The following is a 26,096-nucleotide window of genomic DNA, read 5'->3' as shown; positions in this document are numbered from 1 at the left end:
AACGAAGAGGTCGACATGACGAAGCACCACATCGGCGTGGTCGGAGCAGGCCGCGTCGGCGCCGTCCTGGCAGCCGCACTCCGCGCCGCGGGCCACGACGTGGTCGCCGCCGCGGGCGAGTCCGACGCCTCCCGGGGCCGGATCGCAGCCCTGCTCCCGGGCGTACGCTCCGCGAAGCCCACCGACGTGGCACGGGCCTGCGACCTCCTGCTGCTCACCGTTCCCGACGACATGCTCTCCAACGTCGTCACCATGCTCGCCGCGAGCGGTGCGATCCGGGAGGGCCAGGTGGTCGTCCACACGAGCGGCCGCCACGGCCTGGCCGTCCTCGAGCCCGCCCGGGCCGTCGGGGCCCGCACCGTCGCGATGCACCCCGCCATGACGTTCACCGGCACCGACGTCGACCTGCCCCGGCTCGCCGGCTGCGTCTTCGGCGTCACCGCGGACGAGGCCGACCGGGCACTCGCCGAGTCGCTCGTCGCCGACCTCGGCGGCCGCGCGATGTGGGTGCCCGAGGACCGCCGCACGCTCTACCACGCCGGCCTCGCGCACGGCGCCAACCACCTCGTCACCCTCGTCGCCGAGGCCATGGAGATCCTCTCCGCCGCCGGCGCCGAGGACCCGGCCGCCACGCTGCGCCCCCTGCTCACCGCCGCGCTCGACAACTCCCTCGCACACGGCGACGCGGCGCTGACCGGCCCCATCGTCCGCGGCGACGTCGAGACCGTCCGTGCCCATGTCGCCGACCTCGTCGCCGACGCACCGCAGACGCTGCCGTCCTACGTCGCGATGGCGCACGCCACGCTCGACCGCGCCGTCACCGACGGCCGGCTGCTGCCGATCCGCGCGTCCGCGATGCTCCGGGTCCTCGCGGCGGCCGAGGCGCACCTGCCGTCGGGTCTCGTGACGGGACTCCGTCCCTCCTCGACCAGCGATCGCCGTCGATGACCTCGACCCCCGTCCTCGCGAGCACCCGCGAGGAGCTCGCCGGCCTGCTCGCCGCCGCCCGCCGCTCCGGCGACTGCGTGGCGTTCGTGCCCACCATGGGCGCCCTGCACGACGGCCACGCCAGCCTCATGCGTACGGCCCGCGCCGCCACGTCGGGCCCGGTCGTGGTGAGCATCTTCGTCAACCCGATGCAGTTCGCGCCGACCGAGGACCTCGACCGCTACCCGCGCACGCTCGACGCCGACCTCGAGGTCTGCGCGGCCGAGCGGGTGGACGTCGTGTTCGCGCCAGCGGTCGAGGAGATGTACCCGGGCGGCTTCAGCCACGGGTCGGTCCACGACGGCGTCACCGTCGCGCCCGGGCAGCTGGCCACGATCCTCGACGGCGAGTCCCGCCCCGGCCACTTCGACGGCGTGCTGACGGTCGTCGCCAAGCTCTTCGGCCTGGTCCGGCCCGACGTCGCGGTCTTCGGCCAGAAGGACTACCAGCAGCTCGTGCTCATCCGCCGCATGGTCCGCGACCTCTGCCTGGGCATCGAGGTCGTCGGCGCGGAGACCGTGCGCGAGCCCGACGGCCTCGCCCTGTCCAGCCGCAACCGCTACCTCGACGCCGACCAGCGGCAGGTGGCGACGGCCCTCAGCCGGGCGCTGCGGGCGGCGCAGGAGCGGGCGCCGTACGGCGTGCCGGCCGCGCGCTGGGCCGCGATGTCGGTCCTCGAGGAGGCGGTGGCCGACGGGCTCGAGCTCGACTACCTCGCGCTCACCTCGCCCGAGCTCGGCGAGGCGCCGGAGGCCGGCGAGGGCCGGATCCTCGTCGCCGCGCGGGTCGGCACCACGCGCCTGATCGACAACCTGCCCATCGTCTTCGACCGCATCGCCCCCGATGCGCGACCGGCGGGGACCGCGTTCGCGGCCTCGACCACCCCCTGAAAGGAGCAGCCCATGCTGCGCACCATGATGAAGTCCAAGATCCACCGCGCCACCGTGACCCAGGCGGACCTCCACTACGTCGGGTCGGTCACCGTCGACGAGGACCTTCTCGACGCGGCCGACCTGCTCGCCGGCGAGCTGGTGCACATCGTCGACGTCACCAACGGCGCCCGGCTGGAGACGTACACGATCGCCGGGGAGCGCGGCTCGGGCGTCATCGGCATCAACGGCGCGGCCGCCCGCCTCGTGCACCCCGGCGACGTCGTCATCCTCATCGCGTACGCCCAGATGGAGACCGCGGAGGCCAGGGAGCTCAAGCCGCACGTCGTGTTCGTCGACGCCGACAACGCGATCATGGGCACCGGCTTCGACCCGGCCGAGACCTTCGGCGACGAGACGCTGGAGCGCGGCGACGCGCTGGCTCGGTAGCCTGCGCGGATGACATCGCACCGGCCGGTCCCGGGTCGCCTCCGCGCGCCGGCTCCCGGCTGGACCACTCGCGCCGACGTCGTGGTCGTCGGGTCCGGCATCGCCGGGCTCACCGCCGCGCTCCGCATCCACGCGGCTGATCCCGCGCTCCACCTCCTCGTCGTCACCAAGGACGTCCTCGCCGCGGGCTCCACGCAGTGGGCCCAGGGCGGCATCGCCGCGGCGCTGGGGCCGGGCGACACCCCCGAGCAGCACGAGCACGACACGCTCGTCGCCGGGGCCGGTGCGTGCGACGTGGAGGCCGTACGCGTCCTGGTGACCGAGGGGCCCGACGCGGTCCGCGAGCTGATCGCGCTCGGCACGCAGTTCGACCACCACCCCGACGGCGAGCTCTCGTTGACCCGCGAGGGCGGCCACCTCCGGGACCGGATCGCGCACGCGGGCGGCGACGCCACCGGCGCAGAGATCCAGCGGGCCCTCATCGCCGCGGTCGAGCGGGCGCCGGAGATCGAGGTCATCCAGCACGCCCTGGCCGTCGACCTGCTCCGCGCCGCCGACGGGGGGGTCGCCGGGGTGACGCTGCACGTGCTCGGCGAGGGCCAGCACGACGGTGTCGGCGCCGTGCACTGCCGCGCCGTGGTGCTCGCCTCCGGGGGGCTGGGGCAGGTGTTCAGCCAGTCCACCAACCCGAGCGTCTCCACCGGGGACGGGATGGCCGTCGCGATGCGTGCGGGGGCCCGGCTGCGCGACCTGGAGTTCGTCCAGTTCCACCCCACCGTGATGTGGCTCGGACCCGAGTCGCAGGGCCAGCAACCGCTGATCTCGGAGGCGGTCCGCGGCGAGGGCGCGTTCCTCGTCGACTTCGAGGGCACCCGCTTCATGCAGGGCGAGCACGAGCTCGCCGACCTCGCGCCCCGCGACGTCGTCGCCAAGGCGATCACCCGCCGGATGATCGAGACGGGCCGGCCGCACATGTGGCTCGACGCGCGACACCTCGGCGCCGCGTTCTGGAGCCGTCGCTTCCCCACCATCCTCCGCGTCTGCCGCGAGCACGGCGTCGACCCGGTCACCGAGCTGATCCCGGTGGCGCCGGCCCAGCACTACGCCTCGGGCGGCGTGGCCACCGACCTCTGGGGGCGTACGAGCGTGCCCGGCCTCTATGCCACCGGCGAGGTCGCCTGCTCCGGCGTCCACGGTGCCAACCGGCTCGCCTCCAACTCGCTGCTCGAGGGCCTCGTGTTCTCCCGCCGCATCGCCGACGTGCTGCCCGGCGAGCTCCGCGCGTGGGCCGAGCCCGTCGCCGACGAGCGCCCCGAGGGCCTGGTGTCCGGCGAGCGGCGTCCGGCGATGCAGGACGTGATGACGACGCGGGTCGGCGTGCTCCGGCAGGCTGACGGCCTCGGCGAGGCGTTGGCGTTCCTCGGCTCGCTGGAGCACGGCGAGGCCGAGGTCGGGCCGGCGGCCTGGGAGACGACCAACCTGCTGACGATCAGCACCGCGCTGGCCGAGGCGGCGGACCTGCGCACCGAGACCCGCGGGTCGCACTGGCGCGAGGACCACCCCGACCGCGACGACACGAAGGCCGGTCACGTCGACTCGTGGCTCGAGGCCGACGGCACCGTCGCGGCGGAGTGGACGTACGCCCCCTCGACCGATCCCTCGACGGCCCCTTCCACCGCGGAGGTGCCGGCATGACGAGCATCGACGACGTGCCAGCCGACCTCGTCGCCGAGCTCACGGCGGCCGGTCTCGACCCCGAGCACGTCTGGGAGGTCGTCCGGCGCGCGCTCGAGGAGGACCTGCCCGGGCGCCCCCGGGTGGACCCCACCAGCGAGTCGACGATCCCGCCGGACGCTCGGGGCGAGGCGGTCCTCGCCGCCCGTGAGCCAGGCGTCGTGGCCGGCCTCGGCGTCGGGGCGGTGGCGTTCTTCATGGTCGGCGCCGACGCGACCGTCACCGACCGCCGGCCCGACGGCACCCGGGTCGAGGAGGGCGACGTCGTCATGCGCGTCACCGGCCTGACCCAGCGGATGCTGGTCGCGGAGCGCACCGCCCTCAACCTCGCGTGCCACCTGTCGGGGATCGCCACGGCGACCTCGCGCTGGGTCGACGCGCTCGCCGGCTCGCCGACGCGGGTCCTCGACACCCGCAAGACGCTGCCCGGCCTGCGGGCCCTGCAGAAGTACGCCGTGCGGTGCGGCGGGGGCGTCAACCACCGCACCAGCCTCCAGGACATGGCGATGGTCAAGGACAACCATGTCATCGCGGCCGGGGGAGTGCTGCCGGCGCTCGAGGCGATCCGGGGCCGCTTCGCGGGGCTCCCGGTCGAGGTCGAGGTGACCACGCTCGACCAGCTCGACGAGCTGCTCGCGCTCCCCGAGCCCCCCGAGCGCATCCTGCTCGACAACATGGACGACGAGCTGATGACGGAGGCCGTACGCCGTACCGCGGGCCGCGTGCCGCTCGAGGCCAGCGGCGGCATCACGCTGGAGCGGGCCGCCCGCATCGGCGCCACCGGCGTCGACTTCGTCTCCGTCGGGGCGCTCACCCACTCGGTGGTGGTCTTCGACATCGGCATGGACTTGACCACCCCATGAGCCTGCTCGCGGCCGACATCGGCAACAGCCACACGTTCCTCGGCCTGCTCGACGGCGAGGAGGTGACCGCCCACTGGCGGGTCAACAGCGACGAGCGCCGCACGGCCGACGAGTGGTCGATCGTGATCCGCGGGCTGCTGGCCGACCGCATGGACGACGTCGACGGCATCTCGGTGTGCGCGACCGTCCCGGCCGTCCTGCACGAGTGGCGCGAGATGCTCGATCGGCACTTCTGCGACGTCCCCTCGATCGTGGTCGAGCCCGGCGTCCGCACCGGGATCCCGGTGCTGATGGACAACCCGCGCGAGGTCGGCACCGACCGCATCGTCAACTCGCTCGCGGCCGCGACGCTCTTCGGCGGGCCGGCGATCGTCGTCGACTTCGGCACCGCCACGACGTTCGACGTGGTCAACCGCGCCGGACAGTACGTCGGCGGCGCGATCTCGCCCGGGATCGAGATCTCCCTCGAGGCACTCGGCCGTCGTGGCGCCCAGCTGCGCAAGGTCGAGCTGGTCCGGCCGCGCTCGGTGATCGCCAAGAACACCGTCGAGGCGCTCCAGAGCGGCATGGTCTTCGGTGTCGCGGCGCAGGTCGAGGGCCTGGTGGCGCGGATGATCGCCGAGCTCGGCGAGCCCGTCGAGGACGTCACGGTCATTTCGACAGGCCATTTGGCTGCCCTCCTCGTCGACGATTGCGCGTGTTTCACCGAGCATTCCCCGTGGTTGACCCTGCAGGGATTGCGGCTCGTATTCGAGCGCAATTCGTGAATTGAGGCGTCAGGGTTTTCCTGACTCCTTTGGCAAGGTTGCGCAATTGCTGCAACAATCGCATTCACGGGGACCGCCGAATGCAAAGGAATAGACCATGGCACAAAAGGTCAACATCGTTCTCGTTGACGACCTCGACGGCACCGAGGCCACCGAGACGGTGTCCTTCGGCCTCGACGGCACCACCTACGAGATCGACCTCAACGACGCCAACGCCGCCGCCCTGCGCGAGGCGCTGAGCGGCTACGTCGGCCACGCCCGCAAGGTCACCGGTGGCGGCCGTCGCGGTCGCAAGGCCGCCGGCTCGTCGTCCACCAACACCAAGGACGTCCGCGAGTGGGCCAAGGCCCAGGGCATGGACGTCTCGGAGCGGGGCCGCATCTCGGCCGACGTGCAGCAGGCGTACGACGCCGCCCACTGACGCGGCCTCCCGGCCACCGAACGGCCACCGAACGGCCCCGGCGCCTGCCGGGGCCGTTCGCTGTCAGCGGACGGGCTCGTCTGGTGGGCGGGAACACGTAGGCTGAGGTCGGGCGTTGAGCCCAGTGTTCGCGTTCCCGTCCCCGCGGGAGGCAGGCGGACCACGCAGACGTAGAGGAGCGCACATGTTCGAGCGGTTCACCGACCGAGCCCGGCGAGTTGTCGTGCTGGCCCAGGAAGAGGCCCGCATGCTCTCCCACAACTACATCGGGACCGAGCACATCCTGCTCGGCCTCATCCACGAGGGCGAGGGCGTCGCCGCCAAGGCCCTCGAGTCCCTCGACATCTCCCTGGAGGCCGTGCGCGCCCAGGTCGAGGAGATCATCGGCCAGGGCCAGCAGGCCCCGTCCGGCCACATCCCGTTCACCCCGCGGGCCAAGAAGGTGCTCGAGCTCTCGCTGCGCGAGGCGCTCCAGCTCGGCCACTCCTACATCGGCACCGAGCACATCCTGCTCGGCCTGATCCGGGAGGGCGAGGGCGTCGCGGCCCAGGTCCTGCAGAAGCTCGGCGCCGACCTCAACCGGGTCCGCCAGCAGGTCATCCAGCTCCTGAGCGGCTTCCAGGGCAAGGAGTCGGCCACGGCCGGCGCCCAGACGTCCGGCTCCGGCGGCGAGGCGCCGTCCAGCTCGCTGGTCCTCGACCAGTTCGGCCAGAACCTCACCCAGGCCGCGCGCGAGGGCAAGCTCGACCCGGTCATCGGCCGCGAGCAGGAGATCGAGCGCGTCATGCAGATCCTGTCGCGCCGCACGAAGAACAACCCCGTCCTCATCGGCGAGCCCGGCGTCGGCAAGACCACGATCGTGGCCGGCCTCGCCCAGGACATCGTCAAGGGCAACGTGCCCGAGACGCTCAAGGACAAGCAGATCTACACGCTCGACCTCGGTGCCCTCGTGGCCGGGTCGCGCTACCGCGGTGACTTCGAGGAGCGCCTCAAGAAGGTCCTCAAGGAGATCCGCACCCGCGGCGACATCGTGCTGTTCATCGACGAGATCCACACCCTCGTCGGCGCCGGTGCGGCCGAGGGCGCGATCGACGCCGCCAGCATCCTCAAGCCGATGCTGGCCCGCGGCGAGCTCCAGACCATCGGCGCCACCACGCTGGACGAGTACCGCAAGTACCTCGAGAAGGACGCGGCGCTCGAGCGCCGCTTCCAGCCGATCCAGGTGCAGGAGCCCTCGATCGCGCACACCATCGAGATGCTCAAGGGCCTGCGCGACCGCTACGAGGCCCACCACCGCGTCACCATCACCGACGAGGCGCTGGTCTCGGCGGCGACGCTGGCCGACCGCTACATCTCCGACAGGTTCCTCCCGGACAAGGCCATCGACCTCATCGACGAGGCCGGTTCGCGACTGCGCATCCGTCGGATGACCGCGCCGCCGGACCTCCGCGAGTACGACGAGAAGATCGCCGACGTGCGCCAGCGCAAGGAGGCGGCGATCGACGGTCAGGACTTCGAGGCCGCGGCCCGCCTGCGCGACGAGGAGAAGCAGCTCTCCGCCCGCCGGGCCGAGCGTGAGAAGCAGTGGCGCGCCGGCGACCTCGACGAGATCGCCGAGGTCGACGAGGAGCTGATCGCCGAGGTCCTGGCCGTCGCCACGGGCATCCCGATCGTCAAGCTCTCCGAGGAGGAGTCCACCCGACTGCTCAAGATGGAGGACGAGCTCCACAAGCGCGTCATCGGGCAGGAGGAGGCCGTCAAGGCCCTCTCCCGCGCGATCCGCCGTACGCGCGCCGGGCTCAAGGACCCCAAGCGCCCCGGTGGCTCGTTCATCTTCGCCGGCCCGTCCGGCGTCGGTAAGACGTGGCTGTCCAAGACGCTCGCCGAGTTCCTCTTCGGTGACGAGGACGCGCTGATCCAGCTCGACATGAGCGAGTTCTCGGAGAAGCACACCGTGTCGCGCCTGTTCGGCTCGCCCCCCGGCTACGTCGGCTACGAAGAGGGCGGCCAGCTCACCGAGAAGGTGCGCCGCAAGCCGTTCAGCGTGGTGCTCTTCGACGAGGTCGAGAAGGCGCACCCCGACATCTTCAACAGCCTGCTGCAGATCCTCGAGGAGGGTCGCCTGACGGATTCCCAGGGTCGCGTGGTTGACTTCAAGAACACCGTCATCATCATGACCACCAACCTCGGCACCCGCGACATCTCCAAGAGCGTCAACCTCGGCTTCGGCCAGACGGGCGACGCAGCGGGCTCCTACGAGCGGATGAAGAGCAAGGTGTCGGAGGAGCTCAAGCAGCACTTCCGCCCCGAGTTCCTCAACCGTGTCGACGAGATCGTGGTCTTCCCGCCGCTGTCGCAGGAGCAGATCGTGGCGATGGTCGACAACATGATCGACGCCGTCGAGCTTCGGATGAAGGACCGCGACATGTCGCTCGAGCTCACGCAGCCCGCGAAGGCGCTGCTCGCCGAGCGCGGGTTCGACCCGGTCCTCGGTGCCCGACCGCTGCGCCGCACGGTGCAGCGCGAGATCGAGGACGTGCTCGCCGAGAAGATGCTCTTCGGCGAGGTCGGCCCCGGCCAGATCGTGCTGGTGGACGTCGAGGGCGAGGGAGCGGAGGCGAAGTTCACCTTCCGCGGCCAGAAGAACTCCGCCGTCCCCGACATGCCGCCGCTCGAGACGGTCGTCGAGGGCCCGGTCGGTGACGGTCCGGACGACTCGGCCGGCCCGACCGACGTGCCGAAGTCCAACGAGGCCTGAGCACGAGCTGAGGCCCAGGCTTCACCAGATCACCCCGGGAGCGCCCAGCGCCCCGGGGTGATCTGCGTCAGGAGGCCGTCGGCGACGAGCCCGTCCAGGCACCGCTCGCGCTGGTCGGCGATCGGCCACGCCGCCTCCACCTGCGCCGCCGAGACTGAGTCGCCCTCGCGCGCCAGCGCCATGATGCGGCCGCGGCACTGCCGGTCGGTGCCGTCCCACGCCTGGGCGCGACGGAGCGGCCCGTCGTACGCCGGGAAGCCCGCCGCCCGCCACCGGCAGTTCTTCGCGATGGGGCAGGCCTTGCACCCCGGCTGGCGCGCGGTGCACACGAGCGCGCCGAGCTCCATCGTCGCGACGGCCCAGGTGGCTGCAGTGGCCTCGTCGTCGGGGAGCAGCGCGGTCGCGACGTCACGCTCGGCGCGGGTGACGGCCGGCGCCGGGAGCTCGCGTCCGGAGACCGCGCGCACCAGGACGCGGCGGACGTTGGTGTCGAGGACCACGTGCCGCTGCCCGAAGGCGAAGCTGGCGACGGCGGAGGCGGTGTAGTCGCCGACGCCGGGCAGCGCGAGCAGCTCGGCGTACGAGCGGGGCACCTCACCGTCGTGACGCTCGACGATCGCGGCGGCGGCGGCGTGCAGCCGCAGGGCGCGGCGCGGGTAGCCCAGCCGGCCCCACATGCGTACGGCCTCGCCCGTCGTGTCCGCGGCCAGGTCGGCGGGTGCCGGCCAGCGCTCCAACCAGGCCGCGTGCACCGGGAGCACCCGCGCGACCGGGGTCTGCTGGAGCATGAACTCGCTGACCATCACCGACCAGGGCGTCGCGTGGTCCCCGCGCCACGGGAGCTCGCGCGCGTGGGCGTCGTACCAGTCGAGCACGGCGTCGTGCAGTGCACGGGTGTCGGGGGTGTCCATCGCCCGCGATCGTAGGTGAGCCGGTGCGCCTCCGCCGGGAGGGGCCGTCCGCTGCCTAGCCTGACCCCATGGCGACGACCGTACGACCTCGCGGGCCGCTGCCGGCCCGGGTCTACTGGACCCGGCGCCTCGTGGTCCTCGGCATCCCCCTGCTGCTCGTCGTCGTGCTCGCCCGCGTCCTCGGCGGCTCGTCCGACGCCACGGACGGCGCGAGCGGGACGGCCTCGCAGGCCGGCGCCACCGTCGAGACCACACCAGCGCCGACCTCCGGCCCGACGTCCGAGGTGGCGCCCGGCACCGGGAAGAAGGGCTCGAAGGGCAAGAACGGCAAGAAGGGCAGGAAGGGCAAGAAGCGCGACGAGCTCGTGCAGGAGACCGCACCCCCCGAGCCGGTCCTGGCCGAGCCGACGGGGCCGTGCGAGGCGTCCGACATCGTCGCGACGCCCGCGATCGCCTCGGCCGCCGGAGGTGGCGACATCCCAATCACGATCAACCTGCGCACCGTCGTCACCGAGGCCTGCACCTGGCAGGCCTCGCCGGCGACCATGACGGTGACCATCACGTCCGGCAGCGACTACATCTGGAGCAGCCGCGAGTGCCCGGCCTCGATCCCCGCCCAGGACGTCGTGGTGCGGCAGGCCGTCGACGCGCCCGTCGTCGTCACCTGGTCCGCGAGGCGCTCCGACGAGGGGTGCTCGAAGCTGACCGACTGGGCGAAGGTCGGGTTCTACCACGTCTCGGCTGCCGCGCTGGGCGGTCAGGGCACCGACGTGCAGTTCGAGCTGGTCGCCCGTCAGCCCGAGGTGGTCACGCAGACCGCCGAGCCGCAGCAGCAGGGCGGCAAGGACCAGGACCGCGACACCTCGCACACGCCCGGTGAGGACGGCGGCGGCAACTCCGCTGGCTGAGCGAGCGTGTCGCCAACTCACGAGTTGGCCCACCAACCCGTGAGTTGGCGACTTGGGGGCAGGTTCGGGGCTTGACAAGCTGGCCAACTCGCCAACTCGTCGGTAGCGAACGGGCGCGCGGCGACGACCCGTACGACCGTCCCGCACACGTGCGGCGGTAGTGGCCCTCGGATCGACGGATCGGGGGCCAGGCCCGCCGCATGTGCGGCGGTCGCGGTCGCCGAAGACTCGATGGCCGCGGCATCCTGGGGAGATCTCGATTCGGCCTTGCGAGGCTTCGTACCTCAGCCGCGGGCCTACTCGGTCTGGCCGCGCCCACGCCGGCTGCTCGTTCCGCGCAGCCGGCTGCGCGTCTCAGATGTAGCGCTCGGTGATGCTCGACTCGGCGAGGCGGGACAGACCCTCGCGTACGCTCCGCGCCCGCAGCTCGCCGACGCCCTCGACGGCCTGGAGGTCGTCGATGCCGGCCGAGAGCAGCTGCTGGAGCCCGCCGAAGTGGTCGACGAGGCGGTCGACGACGGCGGCCGGGAGCCGAGGGACCTTGGCGAGCAGGCGGTAGCCGCGGGGTGCCACGGCTGCGTCGAGGTGCTCGGCGCCTCCGAGACCGATCGCGCGGGCCACCGAGGCCGGGTCGACGAGCTCGGTCGGCGACAGCGCCTCGAGCTCGGCGAGGTGGGAGGCCGGGCTGGCCTGGCGGCGACGGCCGCCGGGGAGGTAGTCGCGCACGACCAGCTCGCGCTCGGCGTCGACCCCGGTCACCAGCTCCTCGAGCTGGAGGGACAGCAGCCGTCCGTCGGTGCCGAGCTCGAGCACGTAGTCCTCGATCTCGCGGGCGATCCGGATGACCATCTCGAGGCGCTGGGCGACGACCGCGACGTCGCGCACGGTGACGAGGTCCTCGATCTCGAGGGCCGACAGCGTGGCGGAGACCTCGTCGAGGCGCAGCTTGTAGCGCTCGAGCGTCGCGAGCGCCTGGTTGGCGCGGGACAGGATCTTGCCGGAGTCCTCGAGGACGTGGCGGATCTCGCCGACGTAGGCCGCGATGATCTGCATCGACTGCGACACCGAGATGACCGGATGGCCGGTCTGCTTGGCCACCCGCTCCGCCGTCCGGTGCCGGGTGCCGGTCTCCTCCGACGGGATCGTGTGGTCGGGCATCAGGTGGACCGCAGCGCGGTGGACCCGGGTGATGTCCTTGTCGAGGATGATCGCGCCGTCCATCTTGGCCAGCTCGCGCAGGCCGGTGGCGGTGAACGGGACGTCGAGCGTGAAGCCACCGGTCGCGATCGACTCGACCGTCTTGTCCTGGCCGAGCACGATCAACGCGCCGGTACGCCCGCGCAGGATCCGCTCGAGCCCGTCGCGCAGCGGAGTGCCGGGGGCGATCGAGGCCAGGGTCGCGCGCAGCCGCAGCTGCTCGTCGTTGCGCTCTGCCACCGGCCCTCCCCGTGCTCTCCGTGGGCGATCCGGTGCGCCCCGGTGAAGTGTAGGGGCGAGTCGCGCCACCGCGCCGATTTCGTGAGCAGACCGTGACCTGCGCAGTCCCTCGACGACTAGAGCGGTGGGGTGAGGTCGAGCGTGAGCAGGGCCCCGACGACGTCGTCGACCTCGACCACGCGCAGGCCGTCGACGACCCGGCGCGACGGGATGCCGCGCTCGCTGGGCAGCACGCGACCGCGAGGGACCACCGCGACCTTGAAGCCGAGCCGGGACGCCTCGGCGATGCGCTGTGGCAGGTCGCGGACCCGGCGCAGCTCGCCGGCGAGGCCGATCTCGCCGATGGCGACCGCGCCGCGCGGCGGAGGGACTCCGAGGTGGGAGCTGGCGACGGCGACGGCGATGGCGAGGTCGGCCGCCGGGTCGTGCAGCTTCGCACCGCCCACGGTGGCCACGAACGTGTCGCTGCCCGCGATGCGCAGGCCGCCGTGGCGCTGGAGGACCGCGAGCACCATGTCGACACGGGACGACTCGACGCCCGAGACCGTACGGCGCGGGCGCTCCAGCGGGGACGGCGTCAGCAGCGCCTGCACCTCGGCGAGCAACGGCCGACGGCCCTCCATGGTGACCGCCACGCAGGTGCCGGACACGTCCTGGGTGTGGTGCTCGACGAACAGGCCGGTCGGGTCGGTGACGGCCTGGATGCCCTCGGAGGACAGGTCGAAGCACCCCACCTCGTCGACCGGGCCGTAGCGGTTCTTCATGGCGCGGACCATCCGGAAGCGGGAGTTGCGGTCGCCCTCGAAGTGGAGGACCACGTCGACGAGGTGCTCGAGCACCCGCGGGCCTGCGATCGAGCCGTCCTTGGTGACGTGGCCGACGATCATCGTGGTGATGTTGCGGGTCTTGGCGACGCGGATGAGCGCGGCCGCGACCTCCTTGACCTGCGTGACCCCGCCCGGCACGCCGTCGATGCCGGAGGCGCCGATGGTCTGCACGGAGTCGACGACGAGCAGCGTGGGGCGCACCTCCTCGATGTGGGTCAGCACGGCCCCGAGGTCGGTCTCCGCGGCCAGGAACAGCTCGTCGTGCACGCCCCCGGTGCGGTCGGCGCGCAGGCGCACCTGGGCGGCGGACTCCTCGCCGGTGACGTAGAGGGTGCGCTGGCGGGTCCGGGCGGTCTGCGCGGCCACCTCGAGCAGCAGCGTGCTCTTGCCGACGCCGGGCTCGCCGGCGAGCAGGATCGCCGCGCCCGGCACCAGCCCGCCGCCGAGGACGCGGTCGAGCTCGGGCACGCCGCTGGTGCGCGCGACGGACTCGGTGGTCGCGACCTGGCCGATCGGCACGGCCGGGGTCGACACGGGCCCGGCGGCGGCGCGCAGGGTCGGCGCACCGGCCTCGACGACGGACCCCCACGCCTGGCACTCGCCGCACCGGCCGACCCACTTCGCGGTCTCCCACCCGCACTCGGTGCACCGGTAGGAGGAGCGGGTCCGGGCGGCCTTCGTCGACATGGGGGCAACGCTAGACGGTATGACGTGACCCCTTCGGCGTGATGGGGTTGCGGGCCGGGGCCTCACTCACAAGATTCGTGGGTTACCGAGCAGGGGCTGCCTGCTCGGCCTATCCGACAATTGTGGGAGGCCCCGGTGTTTACCGAGCGTACGAGTGTTGGGCTCGACGTGCACGCCCGATCTGTCGCAGCAGCGGCGATCGATGGCGTCACGGGCGAGCTGTTCCAGACGAAGCTGACCCCGTCCTATGAGCATGTCGAGTCGTGGCTGGTCGGCTTGCCGGGATCGGTGGCGGTGGCCTACGAGGCCGGGCCGACCGGTTTCGGGCTGTACCGGCACCTGACCGCTGCCGGTATCCGGTGCGAGGTCCTCGCGCCGTCGAAGCTGCAGAAACCGGCGGGTGATCGGGTCAAGACCGACGCCAAGGACGCCATCCATCTCGCCAAGCTCCTGCGCCTCGACGAGATCACGACGGTGTCGATCCCGACCCCGGACCAGGAAGCCGCTCGCAACCTGGTCCGGGCCCGGGAGGACTGCCGCGCCGATCTGATGCGGGCCCGGCACCGGCTCTCGAAACTGCTGCTGCGCCACGGCATCGTCTACTACGGCGGCCAGGCGTGGACCGGCAAGCACGACATCTGGCTGCGCCACGAGGCGCTTCCCCAGCTGACCGCGCCCGCGACCCGGCTGACCTTCGACAACGACTACGAGGCCGTGCTCGCAGTGAAGGCCCGACGGAACCGGCTCGACGCCGCGATCGAGGAGATGGCCGCCGACTCGGAGTTCACCCCCGTCGTGCGCCGGCTCGGCTGTCTGCGTGGGGTCAGCACCCTGACCGGGTTCGGGCTCGCGGTCGAGATTGGTGACTGGCACCGGTTCACCGGCAACTCCATCGGCACCTTCGTCGGTCTCACCCCCACCGAGCACTCCTCGGGGGAGTCGAAGAACCGCGGGTCGATCACCAAGACCGGCAACGGCCACGCGCGCCGGCTCCTGGTCGAGGCCGCCTGGCACCACCGCGCCCGCTACCTGGTCGGGAAAGCTCTGCGCGACCGCTGGGACCTGGCCCCAGCCCAGGCACGGGTCCGCGGCGATGAGGGCAACCGTCGTCTGCACCAGCGGTGGGTGAAGTTCATCGACCGCCGTAAGACCCACAACGTCGCCAACGTGGCCATCGCTCGCGAGCTGGCCGGCTGGTGCTGGTCCCTGGCCGTCATGGACTAACACCCCACGATCTGCTTCGTCGCCAACCACACCTGGTGGCAGCGCGTGGAGCGACCCGCGATTCACCTATGAGCAGTCCGGCGCACGCCGGGCGACGCTCGCCCCTAGACACGCGAAAACGCTCCAGCCGAAACCCCGTCTTGCGGTACCCAACCCGCGAATATCAGTCTGACCCGCGCGTCGCGAAGACACGCTCGCCAAGGCGAGGACGACGACGAAGCAAGAGGCGCCCGCCCCGCAACCAACGGGGACGGGCGCCTCGCCATGCCCCTTGACAGAAGGCACCTACATATCAGGTGAGCCCACCGACACCTGTGCCTCGGCGCGCCCGGTCCGTACCACCTGTCCACAGGTCGATCCGCAGGCTGTGGATCACGTCCGGATCCTGTGGACGGACGACCCCACCGCTGGGGAGGGACGTCCGCCATCGGTGGACGGGACGTGGAGGAGCAGATCGGTCGCCGGAACCCCTTGCGCACGGCCCGGACGACCGCGTAGAACTTCTCCCACGCAGCCCGGCAACGGGTGGCGGGGCAGCTCGGGGACGAGGGTCCATCCGGCTGGGACGCTTCGGCGGACCGGCTGCCGCGACTGGGTGACGCAGGCGCGGGGACCGTCGGAGACGAGCCGTCGACCGGAGGTCGTCACACGATCCGGTCACCGAAGGGCCCTTGCGACTCATACTCGCGAGGGCCCTTCACCCGTTGGGCGGGCGTGTCGTGCGCGCGGCGGGGATTATGCTCACCCTCATTGGATCGATCTAGGGCGATCGAGGGGGAGTGGGGCATGGCACGCAGCGAGCACCGGTCGGGTGGCATGTTGCCCGTCACGCCGCCCACCCTCGCCGACGTCGCCGAGCGCGCGGGGGTCTCGCGACAGACCGTCTCCAACGCGGTCAACAACCCCGACCTGCTGCGTCCCGACACCCTCGAGCGGGTCCGCCAGACGATCGCCGAGCTCGGCTACTCGCCCAACCGTGCGGCCCGCAACCTCCGCACCCGTACGTCCTCCCTCATCGGCCTGCGGTTCGCGCCGGCGCAGGAGGGCACCGCCAACGCCGCGATGGACCGCTTCGTGCACTCGCTGGTCGAGGCCAGCGAGGAGGTGGGCTACCACGTGCTCCTCTTCCCGGGCGACGACGAGGACCCCATCGGCGGCTACGACAACCTGCTCCGCTCGACGGCGGTGGACGCGTTCGTCGTCACCGACACCTACCTCGGCAACCCGCAGGCGGCGTGGCTGAGCCAGCAGCGCGCACCCTTCGTCGCGTTCGGCCGGCCATGGGACGACGACAAGGCCCGGCACGTCTGGGTCGACGTCGACGGCGCCGCCGGCATCGCGCTGGCCACCCAGCACCTCATCGACCGCGGCCACACACGCATCGCGTGGATCGGCTGGCGCAAGGACTCCCCGATCGGCGAGGACCGCCGCTCGGGCTGGGTCCGCACGATGCACGCCAACGGCCTGTCCACCACCGGCCTCGCCTCCCGCGTCGAGGACGTGGTCCACAGCGGCGCCGAGGCGGCCGCGGTCCTGCTCGACGAGTCCGCGCCCACCGCTTTCGTGTGCGCGTCCGACACCCTCGCGATGGGCGTGCTGCACACGCTCTGGATCCGCCAGCTCGCGCCCGGCAAGGACATCGGGGTGGTCGGCTTCGACGACTCCCAGGTGGCGCAGGTCTACCCCGTGGGCCTCACCTCCGTACGCCAGCCGCTCGAGGACGTGGCGGTGGAGATCGTGCGGACCCTGCGCGCGCTGCTCTCGCACCAGCCCGTCGAGACGCGCGGCGTCCTGCTCGAGCCGACGCTCGCGATCCGCGAGTCCAGCTAGAACCTGCGCCACCAGAGGTTGACCGCGTAGTCGACCTCCGTCCCGGTGTGCGAGGCGAGCGCCTCCTCGGCTGCCTCGGGCGGGAGCTCGATCCGTACGACCGCCTCCAGGTCCGCGCGCGTGGCGAACGACCAGCCCATGTCGATCTCCCGCCGGCTCCAGCCGTGCGTCGACCAGAAGCGCTCGACGGCGTCGGGGTCCACCTCCGGGTAGCCGCGCCGGAACCAGCCGCCGAACGTGGACCGGGTCGCGTCGTTGTCGATCACGAAGGCCGTGCCGCCACGGCGTACCACCCGGTCGAGCTCGCGCAGCCCCGGCTCGGAGCCGGGGCCGAAGAAGTAGGCCCAACGGGCGTGCACGACGTCGACCGACGCGTCGGGCACCGGCAGCGACTCGGCCATGCCCTTGCGCACGGTGACGTTCCTGAGCCGCCTCGTGCGCCGCCTGGCCAGGGACACCAGCGGGGGATGGGGTTCGACGCCGGTGACGTGCGCCGCGGACTCCGCCCAGAGGGGCAGGTGGAAACCGGTGCCGCAGCCGACGTCGAGCATCGCGCGACCGGACCAGTCGCCGAGCTCCTGCATCGCGGCCAGGATGCGGCCGTGCGGGTCGGCCGCCCGGTTCTCGAGCTCGTAGAGCTCGGGTGTGTACCAGATGTTGGGGCTGGGTCTGGGCTTCAAATACGGACGAGACCGTTGGGGGTCTGGAGCTGGACCGCCACGATGCCGGGGGTGCCGTTGGGGGCGACCCACTCCACCTTCACGTCCTCCAGCGGGGCCTCGACGGTCTCGCCGAGCCACTCGCTGACGCGCTGCGGGTCACCGGCGATCTCGAGGGTGGCCAGCGAGAAGTCGCCGGTGGCGCCGTTGCTGGGGTGCAGCTCGGCCGGTGACTGCCACTGGATGAAGAACGGCAGCTGCGGGTCGGAGAGCAGGCCGTTGACGCCGATCTGCTGCCACAGCAGCTCGGTGCCGTCGGGACGGTGCCGGTTGCCCTTGACGGCCTCGCGGCCCAGGCGGGCCTCGATCGGCGCGATGTCGGCGACCGACACGACCCACCCCAGCCACCCGCCGCCGAGGGCGGAGCGGGCGCGGACCGCCTGGCCGAAGGGGGCCTTGTCGCTGGCGGGGTGGTCGAGGACCTCGACGATCTCCATGTAGATGCCGCCCGCCAGGGGCAGGGTCATGTTGCGGGTGCCGAAGCGGGGATGGATGCCCCCGTCGACGAAGTCGGTGCCGAGCAGCCCCCCGATGCGCTGGGCGGTGCTGGCGAGTCCATCAGGTCCTGCGGCGAAGCTGACGTGGTCCAGGCGCATGACCAGATTCTGGTCCGGCCGGATGGCGGCCCTGACACCGGGGTCGGGTCTCTTGACGTCAAGAGGTGCCGGCGAGGCGGAGGAGCAGGTCGCGGACGTCCGTGGCGGGCACGGATCCGGCGACGGCTCCAGGCAGGCTGCAGACCAGCATCGGACCGGTGGCGGGCTCCTTGGGGAGCCGCCCGTGGGTGCCGCGGACGGGCGAGGGGTCGAGCGGCACGACCTTCATCGCGTACCTGAGGCCCACCATCTTGCGCGCGAGGGTGAGGCCCGCCTTGAGCCTCACCGCCCGGTCCGCCGGGTCGAAGAACAGCTCGGCGGGGTCGTAGCCGGGCTTGCGGTGGATCTCCACCCCCCGGGCGAAGTCGGGCGCCCGCGCGTCGTCGAGCCAGTAGTAGTAGGTGAACCAGGCGGTCTCGTCCGCGACCAGCACCAGGTCGCCGGAGCGCTCGTGGTCGAGGCCGTACGCCGCTTGGCCCGCGCGGTCGAGCACCTGGTCCACCCCGGGCAGGTTCGAGCACAGCGTGCGGACCGCCTCCAGGTCGGCGGGGTCGTCGACGTAGACGTGCGCGACCTGGTGGTCGGCGACCGCGAACGCACGCGAGGTCCACGGGTCGAGGTACTCCATGCCGTCCTGCGTGTAGACCTCCAGCAGGCCGTTGCGGCGCAGCATCCGGTTGACGTCGACGGGCTGGTCGGCGGCGGTGATGCCGTACTCCGAGAGCACCAGCACCGTCACGCCGGTCCGCTCGGCGTCGTCGAGCAGGGGGGCCAGGGCGGCGTCGACGTCGCGGGCGGCCTGCGCGGCCTCCGGCGAGTCCGGGCCGAACCGCTGGAGGTCGTAGTCGAGGTGCGGGACGTAGCAGAGCGTGAGGTCGGCGCGCGGCATCAGCCGGCGGGTGGCCGCGATGATCCACTCGCTCGAGGTGATCGCGGCGGTCGGTCCCCAGTAGGTGAACAGTGGGAACTCGCCGAGCTCGCCGACCAGCTCGTCGTGGAGCTCGCGCGGGCGGGTGTAGCAGTCGGGCGCCTTCTTGCCGTCGGCGTAGTAGATCGGCCGGGGCGTCACCGTCCAGTCGGTCGTCGCGCCCATGGCGTACCACCAGCAGACGTTGGCGACGGTGTAGTCCGTGCGCTCGCGGCGGATGGTCTCCCACACCTTCTCGCCGGCGACCAGCTTGTTGTGCTGGCGCCAGAGGAAGACCTCGCCGAGCTCGCGGAAGTACCACCCGTTGCCGACGGCGCCGTGCCCCGACGGCGGCAGCCCGGTGAGGAAGGTCGACTGCACCGAGCACGTGACGGCCGGGAGGACCGGCTCGAGCGTGGCCTGGGAGCCCTGCTCGGCGAGGCGGCGCAGCCGGGGCATGTGGGCGAGCAGGTCGGGCGTGAGGCCGACGAGGTCGACGACGAGCAGCTGGGGGTGGGCCACGGTGGCGTCCTGTTCTGTGCGGGTCCGAGACGGGTGTGCGGGGCGGGTCAGTCGAGTGGGGTGAGCCCGAGCCCGACGAGCTCGTCGCGCACCCACCGCAGCTCCGCGGCGAGCCCGGCGGCCAGCGCGTCGTCGTCGGCGGGGGCGCCGTCGGGCAGGACGCCCCAGGTGTAGGTCTCGACCTCGAGGTGGTCGGTGCGGGCGGTGTCGCCGCCGAGCAGCGCGGCCAGCGAGTCGCGCAGCTCGTCGCGGCTGTTGCGCAGGGGGCCGGCGGGGTCGGCGTGCACGGGCACGTGGAAGTGCACCCGCCACGGCGACCGGTCGTCGAGCGGGCGCGGGCCCCCGAGCGCGTCGGGCAGGTCGTCGCGGGCGGCGAGGCGGTCGCCCGCGCGCTGGCGCACCTGGTGCAGGAAGCGGTCCTCGGAGTACGCCGCCAGCGCGGCGCGTGCCTCCGGGGCGGCCGGGTCGTCGACGACGAGGGCGGCGGCCGGCTGGACCTTGACCACGTCGAGTCCTGCCGCGTCGAGGCGGGCCAGGGCGTCGGTTGCGGACTCGAAGCCGACGGCGAGGTGGCACAGGTCGAGGCACACGCCGATGCGCTCGCGGTCGACGGAGTCGAGCCGCTCCACGGCCTCGGCGATCGTCTCGACCACGCAGCCGGACTCGGGCTCGAAGGCGACCCGTACGGTCCTCCCGGTCCCTGCCTCGATCTCGGCGAGGCCTTCGGCGAGAGTCTCGAGGTGCAGCTCGGCGTGGGACTGGCGGTCGGCCAGCCACGGCGCGCGCCAGGCGAGCGGGAGCGTGGAGATGCTGCCGCGGGCGGCGTCCTCGGGCAGCAGTGCGGCGAGCACCCTCGCGACGTCGAGGGTGTAGTCGAGCCGGGCCCGCTCGGCCCAGGTCGGGTGGTAGACGCGCTTCTTGACGACCTCGTCCTGGAAGGCGGCGTAGGGGAACGCGTTGAGCGTCACGATCTCGACACCGTGCGCGTCGATCGCCTCCCGCAGCCGCTCGACCGCGCCGAGGTCGGCGGCGAGGGTCCGCGCGGCCGCGGCCGGGAGCCACATCCCGAGCCCGACCCGGTCGGTGTCGAGGTGGCGGCGCAGGCGGTCGCCGTACGTCCCGACCTGGCGGACGAGACCGTCGACGTCCTCGGCCGGCAGCACGTTGGTGCCGTAGCCGAGGTGGACGACCGTCCCGTCGGGGTGGCGCAGCCGCATCGCGATCAGTCCCGCGAGCCGCGGAGGATCGAGTTGCCCTCGAAGGTGGCGGTCGCGTCGGCCGCGGCGTCGTCGTCGCCGAGCAGCAGCCGGCCGCTCTGGCCGAAGAACTCGACCGGGTTGCGCCAGAGCACCTGGTCGACGTCGTCCTCGGTGAAGCCGGCCTCGAGCATCGCCGCGCCGGTCTTCGCGGTCTTCAGCGGGTCGCTTCGCCCCCAGTCGGCGGCCGAGTTGACCAGCACCCGGTCGACCCCGCGGCCCAGCTCGACCCGGCGCTGGAGGATCGCCACCATCCGGTGCTCGTCCATCTTGGTGTCGGGGTAGATCGAGAAGCCCATCCAGCAGCCCGCGTCGTCGACCTGGTCGACGGTGACCTCGTTGAGGTGGTCGACGACGACCATCCCCGGTGCCAGCCCGGAGTCGGCGACCAGCTCGAGGGTGCGGCGGGTGCCCTGCTCCTTGTCGCGGTGCGGGGTGTGGACCATCGCCGGCAGCGCGAACTCCACGGCCAGCTCGAGCTGGCGGACGAAGGCCTTCTCCTCCTCGACGGTCATCGAGTCGAAGCCGACCTCGCCGACCGCGACGACGCCGTCCTTGGCGAGGTAGCGCGGCAGCACGTCGAGCACCCCGGCGCAGCGCGGGTCGTTGGCCTCCTTGGGGTTGAGCGCGATCGTGCAGTGGTGGGCGATGCCGAACTGCGCTGCGCGGAACCGCTCCCAGCCGACGAGCGCGTCGAAGTAGTCGGTGAACGAGCCGACGCTCGTGCGCGGCTGGCCGAGCCAGAACGCCGGCTCGACGACGGCGCGCACGCCGGCTGCGTGCATGGCCTCGTAGTCGTCGGTGGTGCGTGACGCCATGTGGACGTGGGGGTCGAAGATGCGCATCAGGACTCCGTCTGCTGGGGGGTCGCGGCCGCGCAGGCGTCGAGCACGACCTGCACGTCGGGAGGTACGTCGCGCCCGGCCGCCTCGCGCTCGCGTCGGTAGCGCTGCGCCATCGCGGCGAGCTCGTGGTCGGCGCGGGACGCGAGCCCGGTGACGGCGGCGACCGGGACGCCGGTGAACAGGCACTTGAGGACGCCCTGGCGCCACGCGTCGTCGTCGAGGCGGTCGCTGTGCGGGCCCAGGGCCGCACCGACCAGCCGGGTGTCGTTGGTGCGCAGCGCGTCGAGCAGCACGTCGCTGCCGTCGATCCCGTCCGGGGCCCCGGCGAGGGCGTGCAGGACCGCCCGCTTCTCGTCGCTGTCGCCGTAGCGGTAGAGCTCGCGCAGCTCGGCCAGCAGGGCGTCGGCGTCGAGGCCCCGTGCGGCCGCGCGCACCAGCCCGACCCGTACGGCGTCCTCGACGAGCACGCCCTCGACTCCGGGCAGCGGTCCCCTCCCGGTCAGCCGGGCGGAGGAGGGGAACGTACGGCCCAGGCGCGAGGGGTCGGCGGCGACCTCGGCGGTGAGGGCGTCGTGGCGCTCGCGCGCCGCGTCGTCGAGCGCGGCGCGGACGGCGTCGGGGTGGGCCAGCGGGCGGATCTCGGTCATGGCCGGGCTGCTTCCTCGTCGAGGCGGGCCAGCGACGCGCGCAGGGCGGTCATCTGCCGGGCCGCGACGGCCGGCGCGGCGTGCGAGTGGCGGGGGAGCTCGACGCTGGCGAGGCCGGCGAACCCGGTGTCGAGCAGCGCCCGCAGCGCCGCGTCGAGGTCGAGGGTGCCGCTGCCGAGCTCGAGGTGCTCGTGGACGTCGCGCACCATGTCGTCGACCTGCACGTTGCCGACCAGGTGCCCGGCGAGCGCGATCGTCGCCTCCGGGGTGCGCGGCTCGTTGCACACGAGGTGGCCCAGGTCGAGGGTCAGGCGCAGGTGTTCGGGCTCGCCGAGGCGGCGGCGCAGCTCGAGGGCCACGTCGACGGTGTCGACGTGCATGCCGGGCTCGGGCTCGAAGCAGACGGTGACGCCGAGGTCGTGGGCGAGGTCGAGGACCGGGCCCAGGCCGTCGGTGAGTCGCCGCCACCCCTCCTCGGCGCCCGTCCCCTCGGGGAGGACGCCCGACCAGCACGACATCGCCTCGGCGCCGAGGTCGGCGGCGATGCGGACCGCGCGGGTGAGCAGCTCGACCCGGGGGCCGCGGTCGCCGTCGCTGACGAGGGTGGGCTCGTGCTTGTGCCAGGGGTCGAGGACGTAGCGCGAGCCGGTCTCGACGAGGACCGCGAGGCCGTGGTCGGCGAGGGCCTTGGCCGCCCGGGCGGTCTGGGCGGCGGCGTCCTCGGCGAACGGGTCGAGGTGCGGCTGGTCCAGCGTCAGCGCGACGCCGTCGTAGCCGAGCCCCGCGATCACCGCGCACGCGTCGGGGAACCGGTGGCCGGAGAAGCCGTTGCTTCCGTAGCCGAGCCGCAGCCCCCGCCCTGCCGCGCTCACGTCGGGCTCCAGTGCTTCGACAGCGCGCGGTAGGCGGGACCTGCGCCGACGACCGCGGCGGCGGCGCCGAGGCGTCCGCGGCGGGCCAGCCAGGCACCCTGGAGCAGCGAGAAGCCGCCGATGCCGGTGCGGGTGGCCGTACGCGCGGCGTCCGCGGTCGGGTCGAGTGCGGCACGCGCCTGGGCGCGGCCCACGACCACGGCGTACGCCGCCGACAGGCCGACGCCGGCCAGCCGGGAGGCGCGGCCGGCCTCGCGGTCGTGGTGGGCGACGTGTGCGGTCGCGGCGGCGACGGCAACCGTGCCGGCGGTGACGGCGGCGGCGACCGCCGGCCGGGTGCCGTGGACCTCGCCGCGGCTGAGCCAGGTGAGCCCGGCCGTGTGGGCGGTGACGGCGAGGGCGGGCTGCCACGCGCTCGCGGGGGAGGCGTGGGCGCCGAGGAGCACGTCGAGCCCGCGGGTGGAGGCCATCGCGACCGGACCGAGGGCGGCGTCCTTGGCGACCGCGTCGTAGGCCACGACCATGAGTGCGAGCGGGGCGCCGACGGCCAGCGCGGACCGGCCGCCGACGAGGGTCGCGATGCCGAGGCCCGCGGCGCCGAGTCCGGCCGCGATGGCGAGCGCGGCGCCCGGGGAGACCCGGCCCGACGGGATCGGGCGCTCCGGGCGCTCCTCCGCGTCGACGCGGCGGTCGCACCAGTCGTTGAAGGCCATGCCGGACCAGTAGAGGCACGTCGAGGCGAGCGGCATCGCCCAGCCGCGGCCGGCCGACGTGCCCGACGCCGCGGCGTGCGCGGCACCGGACCAGGCGTCGCCCGGGATGGAGAACGCGGCGGGGGCCCGGGTCAGCTCGACGAGGTCGCCGACCTTCACGGCGACACCCGGTCGGCGCACTCCCGCGACCACGCGAGCAGGGTGTCCCACTGCTGGGCGAGCCGGTGCTCCTGCGAGCCCAGCGGCGACTTGAAGAAGAACCCGAGGGCGGCCAGGGCACCGGTCTCGCCGGCGGCCACGGCCCGGCCGGTGAGCCGGGCCAGGTCGAGGACGAGCGGTGCGGCGAGCGCCGAGTCGCAGCCCTCCCAGGTGAACTGCATGGTCATCCGGGTGCCGAGGAAACCGTCGAAGCGGACGTGGTCCCACGCGGTCTTCCAGTCGCCGAGGTCCTCGACGTAGTCGATGTGCATCGGGCCGGGGACGTCGTGCCCCAGCATCGACTCGAGGCCGGAGCGCTTGGTGCCGGTCTTGCTCTCCCGCGCCGCGGGGTCGGCCAGGGTCGAGCCGTCGCCGCCGCCGAGCAGGTTGATCGAGGTCCACGAGCGCACGGCGAGCGCCCTGGTGGAGAACATCGGGGCGAGCGCGGACTTCACCAGCGTCTCGCCGGTCTTGCCGTCGCTGCCGGCGTAGGGCAGGCCGCGGTCGGCGGCGAGCTCCAGCAGGGCGGGGACGTCGATGCCGGGGCTCGGCGTGAACGCGACGTACGGCGCCCCCGCGAGCAGGGCGGCGCAGGCGTACGTCGAGCTCGGGGACAGGGGCGCGCGCCCCGCGGCCCAGGCCGCCTCGAGGTCGGCCCACGTCGCGGCGTCGGCGCCGGCGTCGTGCGGCGCCTCGGTGCTGGAGACGTCGATGACGACGACCCGGTCCACCCCGGCGGCGAACTCGCGGATGTCGCCGGCCAGCTGCTCGACGACGGCGCGCTGGTCGGTCGCCTCGCCGGCGCGTACGCCCGGCCGCAGGCGTGCCTCGGTCGCCTCGAGCTCGCCCGCGACCCGCTCGGCGAGGATGCCGGGCACCACGCCGCCCGCGACGAGCCGCTCGGCCTGCTTGGCGAGCGGGACGGTGTCGACGTCGTGGCCGCCGACGACGATGTCGGCCCACGACGCGAGGCCGCGCGGGTCGAGGTCGGGATGGCCTGTGACGCACCCGGTCTCGTCGGTCAGGCGGGCGGCGAGGGCGCCGAGCCCGATGGTCGCCGTGGTCGCGAGCGAGCCGCGCGCACCGAGGAACCAGACGCCGAGGGTGCCGGGCGTGCTGCCGGGCGTCGTGCCGCGCGTCGTGCTGGGGGAGTCCGAGGACGTGGAGGGGGAGGCCACCGCTCGAAGGTAATGCACGTCACAGCCACTTTCAACGGCGGGGCTCGGACTTTTGTCCGACTGGCTGTCAAAAGTGGTGGACCGGGCGTGCGTCAGGGGTGCGTCGGGTCCGCGGGGTGGAGGGCCAGCGCCGATCGCGAGCGGACGTGCGCCTCGCAGTGCCGGCTCAGCTCGGCGTACGCCTCGGGCCCCATCAGCTCGACGAGCTCCGCCTCGTGCGTGACCCAGACCGGCTCGACGGCGACGTGCGCCTCGGTGTTGCCCGAGCAGTACCAGTCGAGGTCGTGGCCGCCGGGACCCCAGCCGCGGCGGTCGTACTCGCCGATGGAGACCTCGGTGTACGACGTGCCATCCTGGCGCTCGACGTTGCGGAACTGGCGGCGGATCGGCAGCTGCCAGCACACGTCGGGCTTGGTCTCCAGCGGGTTGCGGCCCTGGCGCAGCGCGAGGCCGTGCAGCGCGCAGCCCGCCCCCACGTGGCCGTCCGCGTTGGTGAAGTCGGTGCGGTTGTGGAACACGCACGCCTGCTGGCCGTCGAGCTCCACGGCGAGCGTCTTGCGCTCGCCGTCGTCGTCGGTCTCGACCCAGTCGGACTTCTTCACCGGGCGATCGGGGTGGAGCTGCCAGTCGTCGGGGGTGAGCTGCGCGACGAAGCCGGCGACCCGCTTCTCGTCGCCCTTGTCGGCGAAGTGCGCGCCGAGCGTGCAGCAGCCGACGTCGGGGGCGTCGGCGTAGATCCCGGCGCAGCCCTGGCCGAAGATGCACATGTAGGCCGAGGTGAGCCAGGTCAGGTCGCACCGGAAGACCTGCGCCTCGTCGGCCGGGTCGGTGAACTCGACGAACGCGCGGGGGAACACCAGGTCTACTTCGGGCACTGCATGAGCCTAGTTCCCGCTGGTTGAGCAGCGCCCTTCGATACAACCGCTCGTCCCTCGCGGTCACTCAGGACCCGCGATGAGCGAGCGTGTCG

Annotated in this window: 24 protein-coding genes; 11 read left to right on the top strand and 13 right to left on the bottom strand. The window is 73.0% G+C overall.

Annotated elements, in window-relative coordinates; all coding sequences use genetic code 11:
• Window positions 1-15: 15 nt before the first annotated feature.
• The 8 genes from EXE59_RS01325 to EXE59_RS01290 all read left to right on the top strand — a co-directional run bounded on the left by EXE59_RS01325 (window position 16) and on the right by EXE59_RS01290 (window position 8,849).
• On the top strand, window positions 16-948 hold the full coding sequence (locus tag EXE59_RS01325) for a Rossmann-like and DUF2520 domain-containing protein (protein WP_135837287.1): 933 nt from the start codon (window positions 16-18) through the stop codon (window positions 946-948).
• A complete protein-coding gene (gene panC, locus EXE59_RS01320) occupies window positions 945-1,877 on the top strand; it encodes a pantoate--beta-alanine ligase (protein WP_135837286.1) in 933 nt (310 codons plus the stop codon). Before EXE59_RS01325 ends, panC begins: the two co-directional genes overlap by 4 nt.
• A gap of 12 nt (window positions 1,878-1,889) precedes the next feature.
• Window positions 1,890-2,306: an aspartate 1-decarboxylase gene (gene panD, locus EXE59_RS01315; RefSeq protein ID WP_135837285.1), complete on the top strand. Its 417-nt coding sequence runs from the start codon at window positions 1,890-1,892 to the stop codon at window positions 2,304-2,306.
• Between the two features lie 9 nt (window positions 2,307-2,315).
• On the top strand, window positions 2,316-4,001 hold the full coding sequence (locus tag EXE59_RS01310; protein ID WP_135837284.1) for an L-aspartate oxidase: 1,686 nt from the start codon (window positions 2,316-2,318) through the stop codon (window positions 3,999-4,001).
• Window positions 3,998-4,903 carry a carboxylating nicotinate-nucleotide diphosphorylase gene (gene nadC / locus EXE59_RS01305; protein WP_135837283.1) on the top strand — a complete coding sequence of 302 codons (906 nt, stop codon included), beginning with the start codon at window positions 3,998-4,000 and terminating at the stop codon, window positions 4,901-4,903. Before EXE59_RS01310 ends, nadC begins: the two co-directional genes overlap by 4 nt.
• Window positions 4,900-5,670, top strand: a complete 771-nt coding sequence (locus EXE59_RS01300) for a type III pantothenate kinase (RefSeq protein ID WP_135837282.1) — start codon at window positions 4,900-4,902, stop codon at window positions 5,668-5,670. Before nadC ends, EXE59_RS01300 begins: the two co-directional genes overlap by 4 nt.
• Window positions 5,671-5,767: 97 nt before the next feature.
• Complete coding sequence (locus tag EXE59_RS01295; protein ID WP_135837281.1) at window positions 5,768-6,091, top strand: histone-like nucleoid-structuring protein Lsr2; 324 nt, start codon at window positions 5,768-5,770, stop codon at window positions 6,089-6,091.
• 184 nt (window positions 6,092-6,275) lie between these two features.
• A complete protein-coding gene (locus EXE59_RS01290) occupies window positions 6,276-8,849 on the top strand; it encodes an ATP-dependent Clp protease ATP-binding subunit (protein ID WP_135837280.1) in 2,574 nt (857 codons plus the stop codon).
• Window positions 8,850-8,878: 29 nt separating this feature from the next.
• Here EXE59_RS01290 and EXE59_RS01285 read toward each other — a convergent pair whose 3' ends face one another.
• Window positions 8,879-9,760, bottom strand: coding sequence for an HhH-GPD family protein (locus EXE59_RS01285; protein ID WP_135837279.1), 882 nt, complete (start codon window positions 9,758-9,760; stop codon window positions 8,879-8,881).
• Between the two features lie 68 nt (window positions 9,761-9,828).
• On the opposite strand from EXE59_RS01285, the gene EXE59_RS01280 reads away from it, so the two are divergent.
• On the top strand, window positions 9,829-10,668 hold the full coding sequence (locus EXE59_RS01280) for a hypothetical protein (protein WP_135837278.1): 840 nt from the start codon (window positions 9,829-9,831) through the stop codon (window positions 10,666-10,668).
• Between the two features lie 354 nt (window positions 10,669-11,022).
• Here EXE59_RS01280 and disA read toward each other — a convergent pair whose 3' ends face one another.
• Together disA and radA are read right to left on the bottom strand one after the other, a co-directional pair.
• A complete protein-coding gene (disA, locus tag EXE59_RS01275) occupies window positions 11,023-12,105 on the bottom strand; it encodes a DNA integrity scanning diadenylate cyclase DisA (RefSeq protein WP_135837277.1) in 1,083 nt (360 codons plus the stop codon).
• Window positions 12,106-12,221: 116 nt separating this feature from the next.
• Window positions 12,222-13,619 carry a DNA repair protein RadA gene (gene radA, locus EXE59_RS01270; protein ID WP_135837276.1) on the bottom strand — a complete coding sequence of 466 codons (1,398 nt, stop codon included), beginning with the start codon at window positions 13,617-13,619 and terminating at the stop codon, window positions 12,222-12,224.
• A 135-nt stretch (window positions 13,620-13,754) separates the two neighbouring features.
• On the opposite strand from radA, the gene EXE59_RS01265 reads away from it, so the two are divergent.
• Window positions 13,755-14,843: an IS110 family RNA-guided transposase gene (locus EXE59_RS01265; protein WP_135837073.1), complete on the top strand. Its 1,089-nt coding sequence runs from the start codon at window positions 13,755-13,757 to the stop codon at window positions 14,841-14,843.
• Between the two features lie 786 nt (window positions 14,844-15,629).
• Complete coding sequence (locus EXE59_RS01260) at window positions 15,630-16,673, top strand: LacI family DNA-binding transcriptional regulator (RefSeq protein ID WP_246056424.1); 1,044 nt, start codon at window positions 15,630-15,632, stop codon at window positions 16,671-16,673.
• On the opposite strand, the gene EXE59_RS01255 is transcribed toward EXE59_RS01260, so the two are convergent.
• The 10 genes from EXE59_RS01255 to EXE59_RS01210 all read right to left on the bottom strand — a co-directional run bounded on the left by EXE59_RS01255 (window position 16,670) and on the right by EXE59_RS01210 (window position 26,001).
• Window positions 16,670-17,353 (bottom strand): class I SAM-dependent methyltransferase, encoded by a 684-nt coding sequence (locus tag EXE59_RS01255; protein WP_246056422.1) that lies wholly within the window; start codon window positions 17,351-17,353, stop codon window positions 16,670-16,672. The two genes, EXE59_RS01260 and EXE59_RS01255, sit on opposite strands and share 4 nt — an antisense overlap.
• Entirely contained in the window at window positions 17,350-17,988 is a 639-nt protein-coding gene (locus EXE59_RS01250) for a VOC family protein (protein ID WP_135837275.1), read from the bottom strand. Before EXE59_RS01250 ends, EXE59_RS01255 begins: the two co-directional genes overlap by 4 nt.
• Window positions 17,989-18,046: 58 nt before the next feature.
• A complete protein-coding gene (locus EXE59_RS01245; protein ID WP_135837274.1) occupies window positions 18,047-19,417 on the bottom strand; it encodes an alkaline phosphatase family protein in 1,371 nt (456 codons plus the stop codon).
• A 47-nt stretch (window positions 19,418-19,464) separates the two neighbouring features.
• Entirely contained in the window at window positions 19,465-20,634 is a 1,170-nt protein-coding gene (gene eboE, locus EXE59_RS01240; RefSeq protein ID WP_135837273.1) for a metabolite traffic protein EboE, read from the bottom strand.
• Window positions 20,635-20,639: 5 nt separating this feature from the next.
• A complete protein-coding gene (locus EXE59_RS01235) occupies window positions 20,640-21,518 on the bottom strand; it encodes a TatD family hydrolase (RefSeq protein ID WP_135837272.1) in 879 nt (292 codons plus the stop codon).
• On the bottom strand, window positions 21,518-22,165 hold the full coding sequence (locus EXE59_RS01230) for an EboA domain-containing protein (protein WP_135837271.1): 648 nt from the start codon (window positions 22,163-22,165) through the stop codon (window positions 21,518-21,520). Before EXE59_RS01230 ends, EXE59_RS01235 begins: the two co-directional genes overlap by 1 nt.
• Window positions 22,162-23,037 carry a sugar phosphate isomerase/epimerase family protein gene (locus tag EXE59_RS01225; protein WP_246056420.1) on the bottom strand — a complete coding sequence of 292 codons (876 nt, stop codon included), beginning with the start codon at window positions 23,035-23,037 and terminating at the stop codon, window positions 22,162-22,164. Before EXE59_RS01225 ends, EXE59_RS01230 begins: the two co-directional genes overlap by 4 nt.
• On the bottom strand, window positions 23,034-23,942 hold the full coding sequence (locus EXE59_RS01220) for an SCO3242 family prenyltransferase (protein ID WP_210428841.1): 909 nt from the start codon (window positions 23,940-23,942) through the stop codon (window positions 23,034-23,036). Before EXE59_RS01220 ends, EXE59_RS01225 begins: the two co-directional genes overlap by 4 nt.
• Window positions 23,906-25,126, bottom strand: coding sequence for an inositol-3-phosphate synthase (locus tag EXE59_RS01215; RefSeq protein ID WP_135837270.1), 1,221 nt, complete (start codon window positions 25,124-25,126; stop codon window positions 23,906-23,908). The genes EXE59_RS01220 and EXE59_RS01215 overlap by 37 nt, the downstream gene beginning before the upstream one ends.
• A gap of 92 nt (window positions 25,127-25,218) precedes the next feature.
• The gene (locus tag EXE59_RS01210; RefSeq protein WP_135837269.1) at window positions 25,219-26,001 is read right to left on the bottom strand and encodes a DUF3109 family protein; all 783 of its coding nucleotides are present in this window, start codon (window positions 25,999-26,001) and stop codon (window positions 25,219-25,221) included.
• Window positions 26,002-26,096 lie beyond the last annotated feature (95 nt).

Origin of the sequence: Nocardioides eburneiflavus, assembly GCF_004785795.1 — a bacterium.
Classification (GTDB): domain Bacteria; phylum Actinomycetota; class Actinomycetes; order Propionibacteriales; family Nocardioidaceae; genus Nocardioides; species Nocardioides eburneiflavus.
Note: the sequence above shows the minus strand (reverse complement) of the source record. Positions and strands in the feature narration are given on the sequence as shown.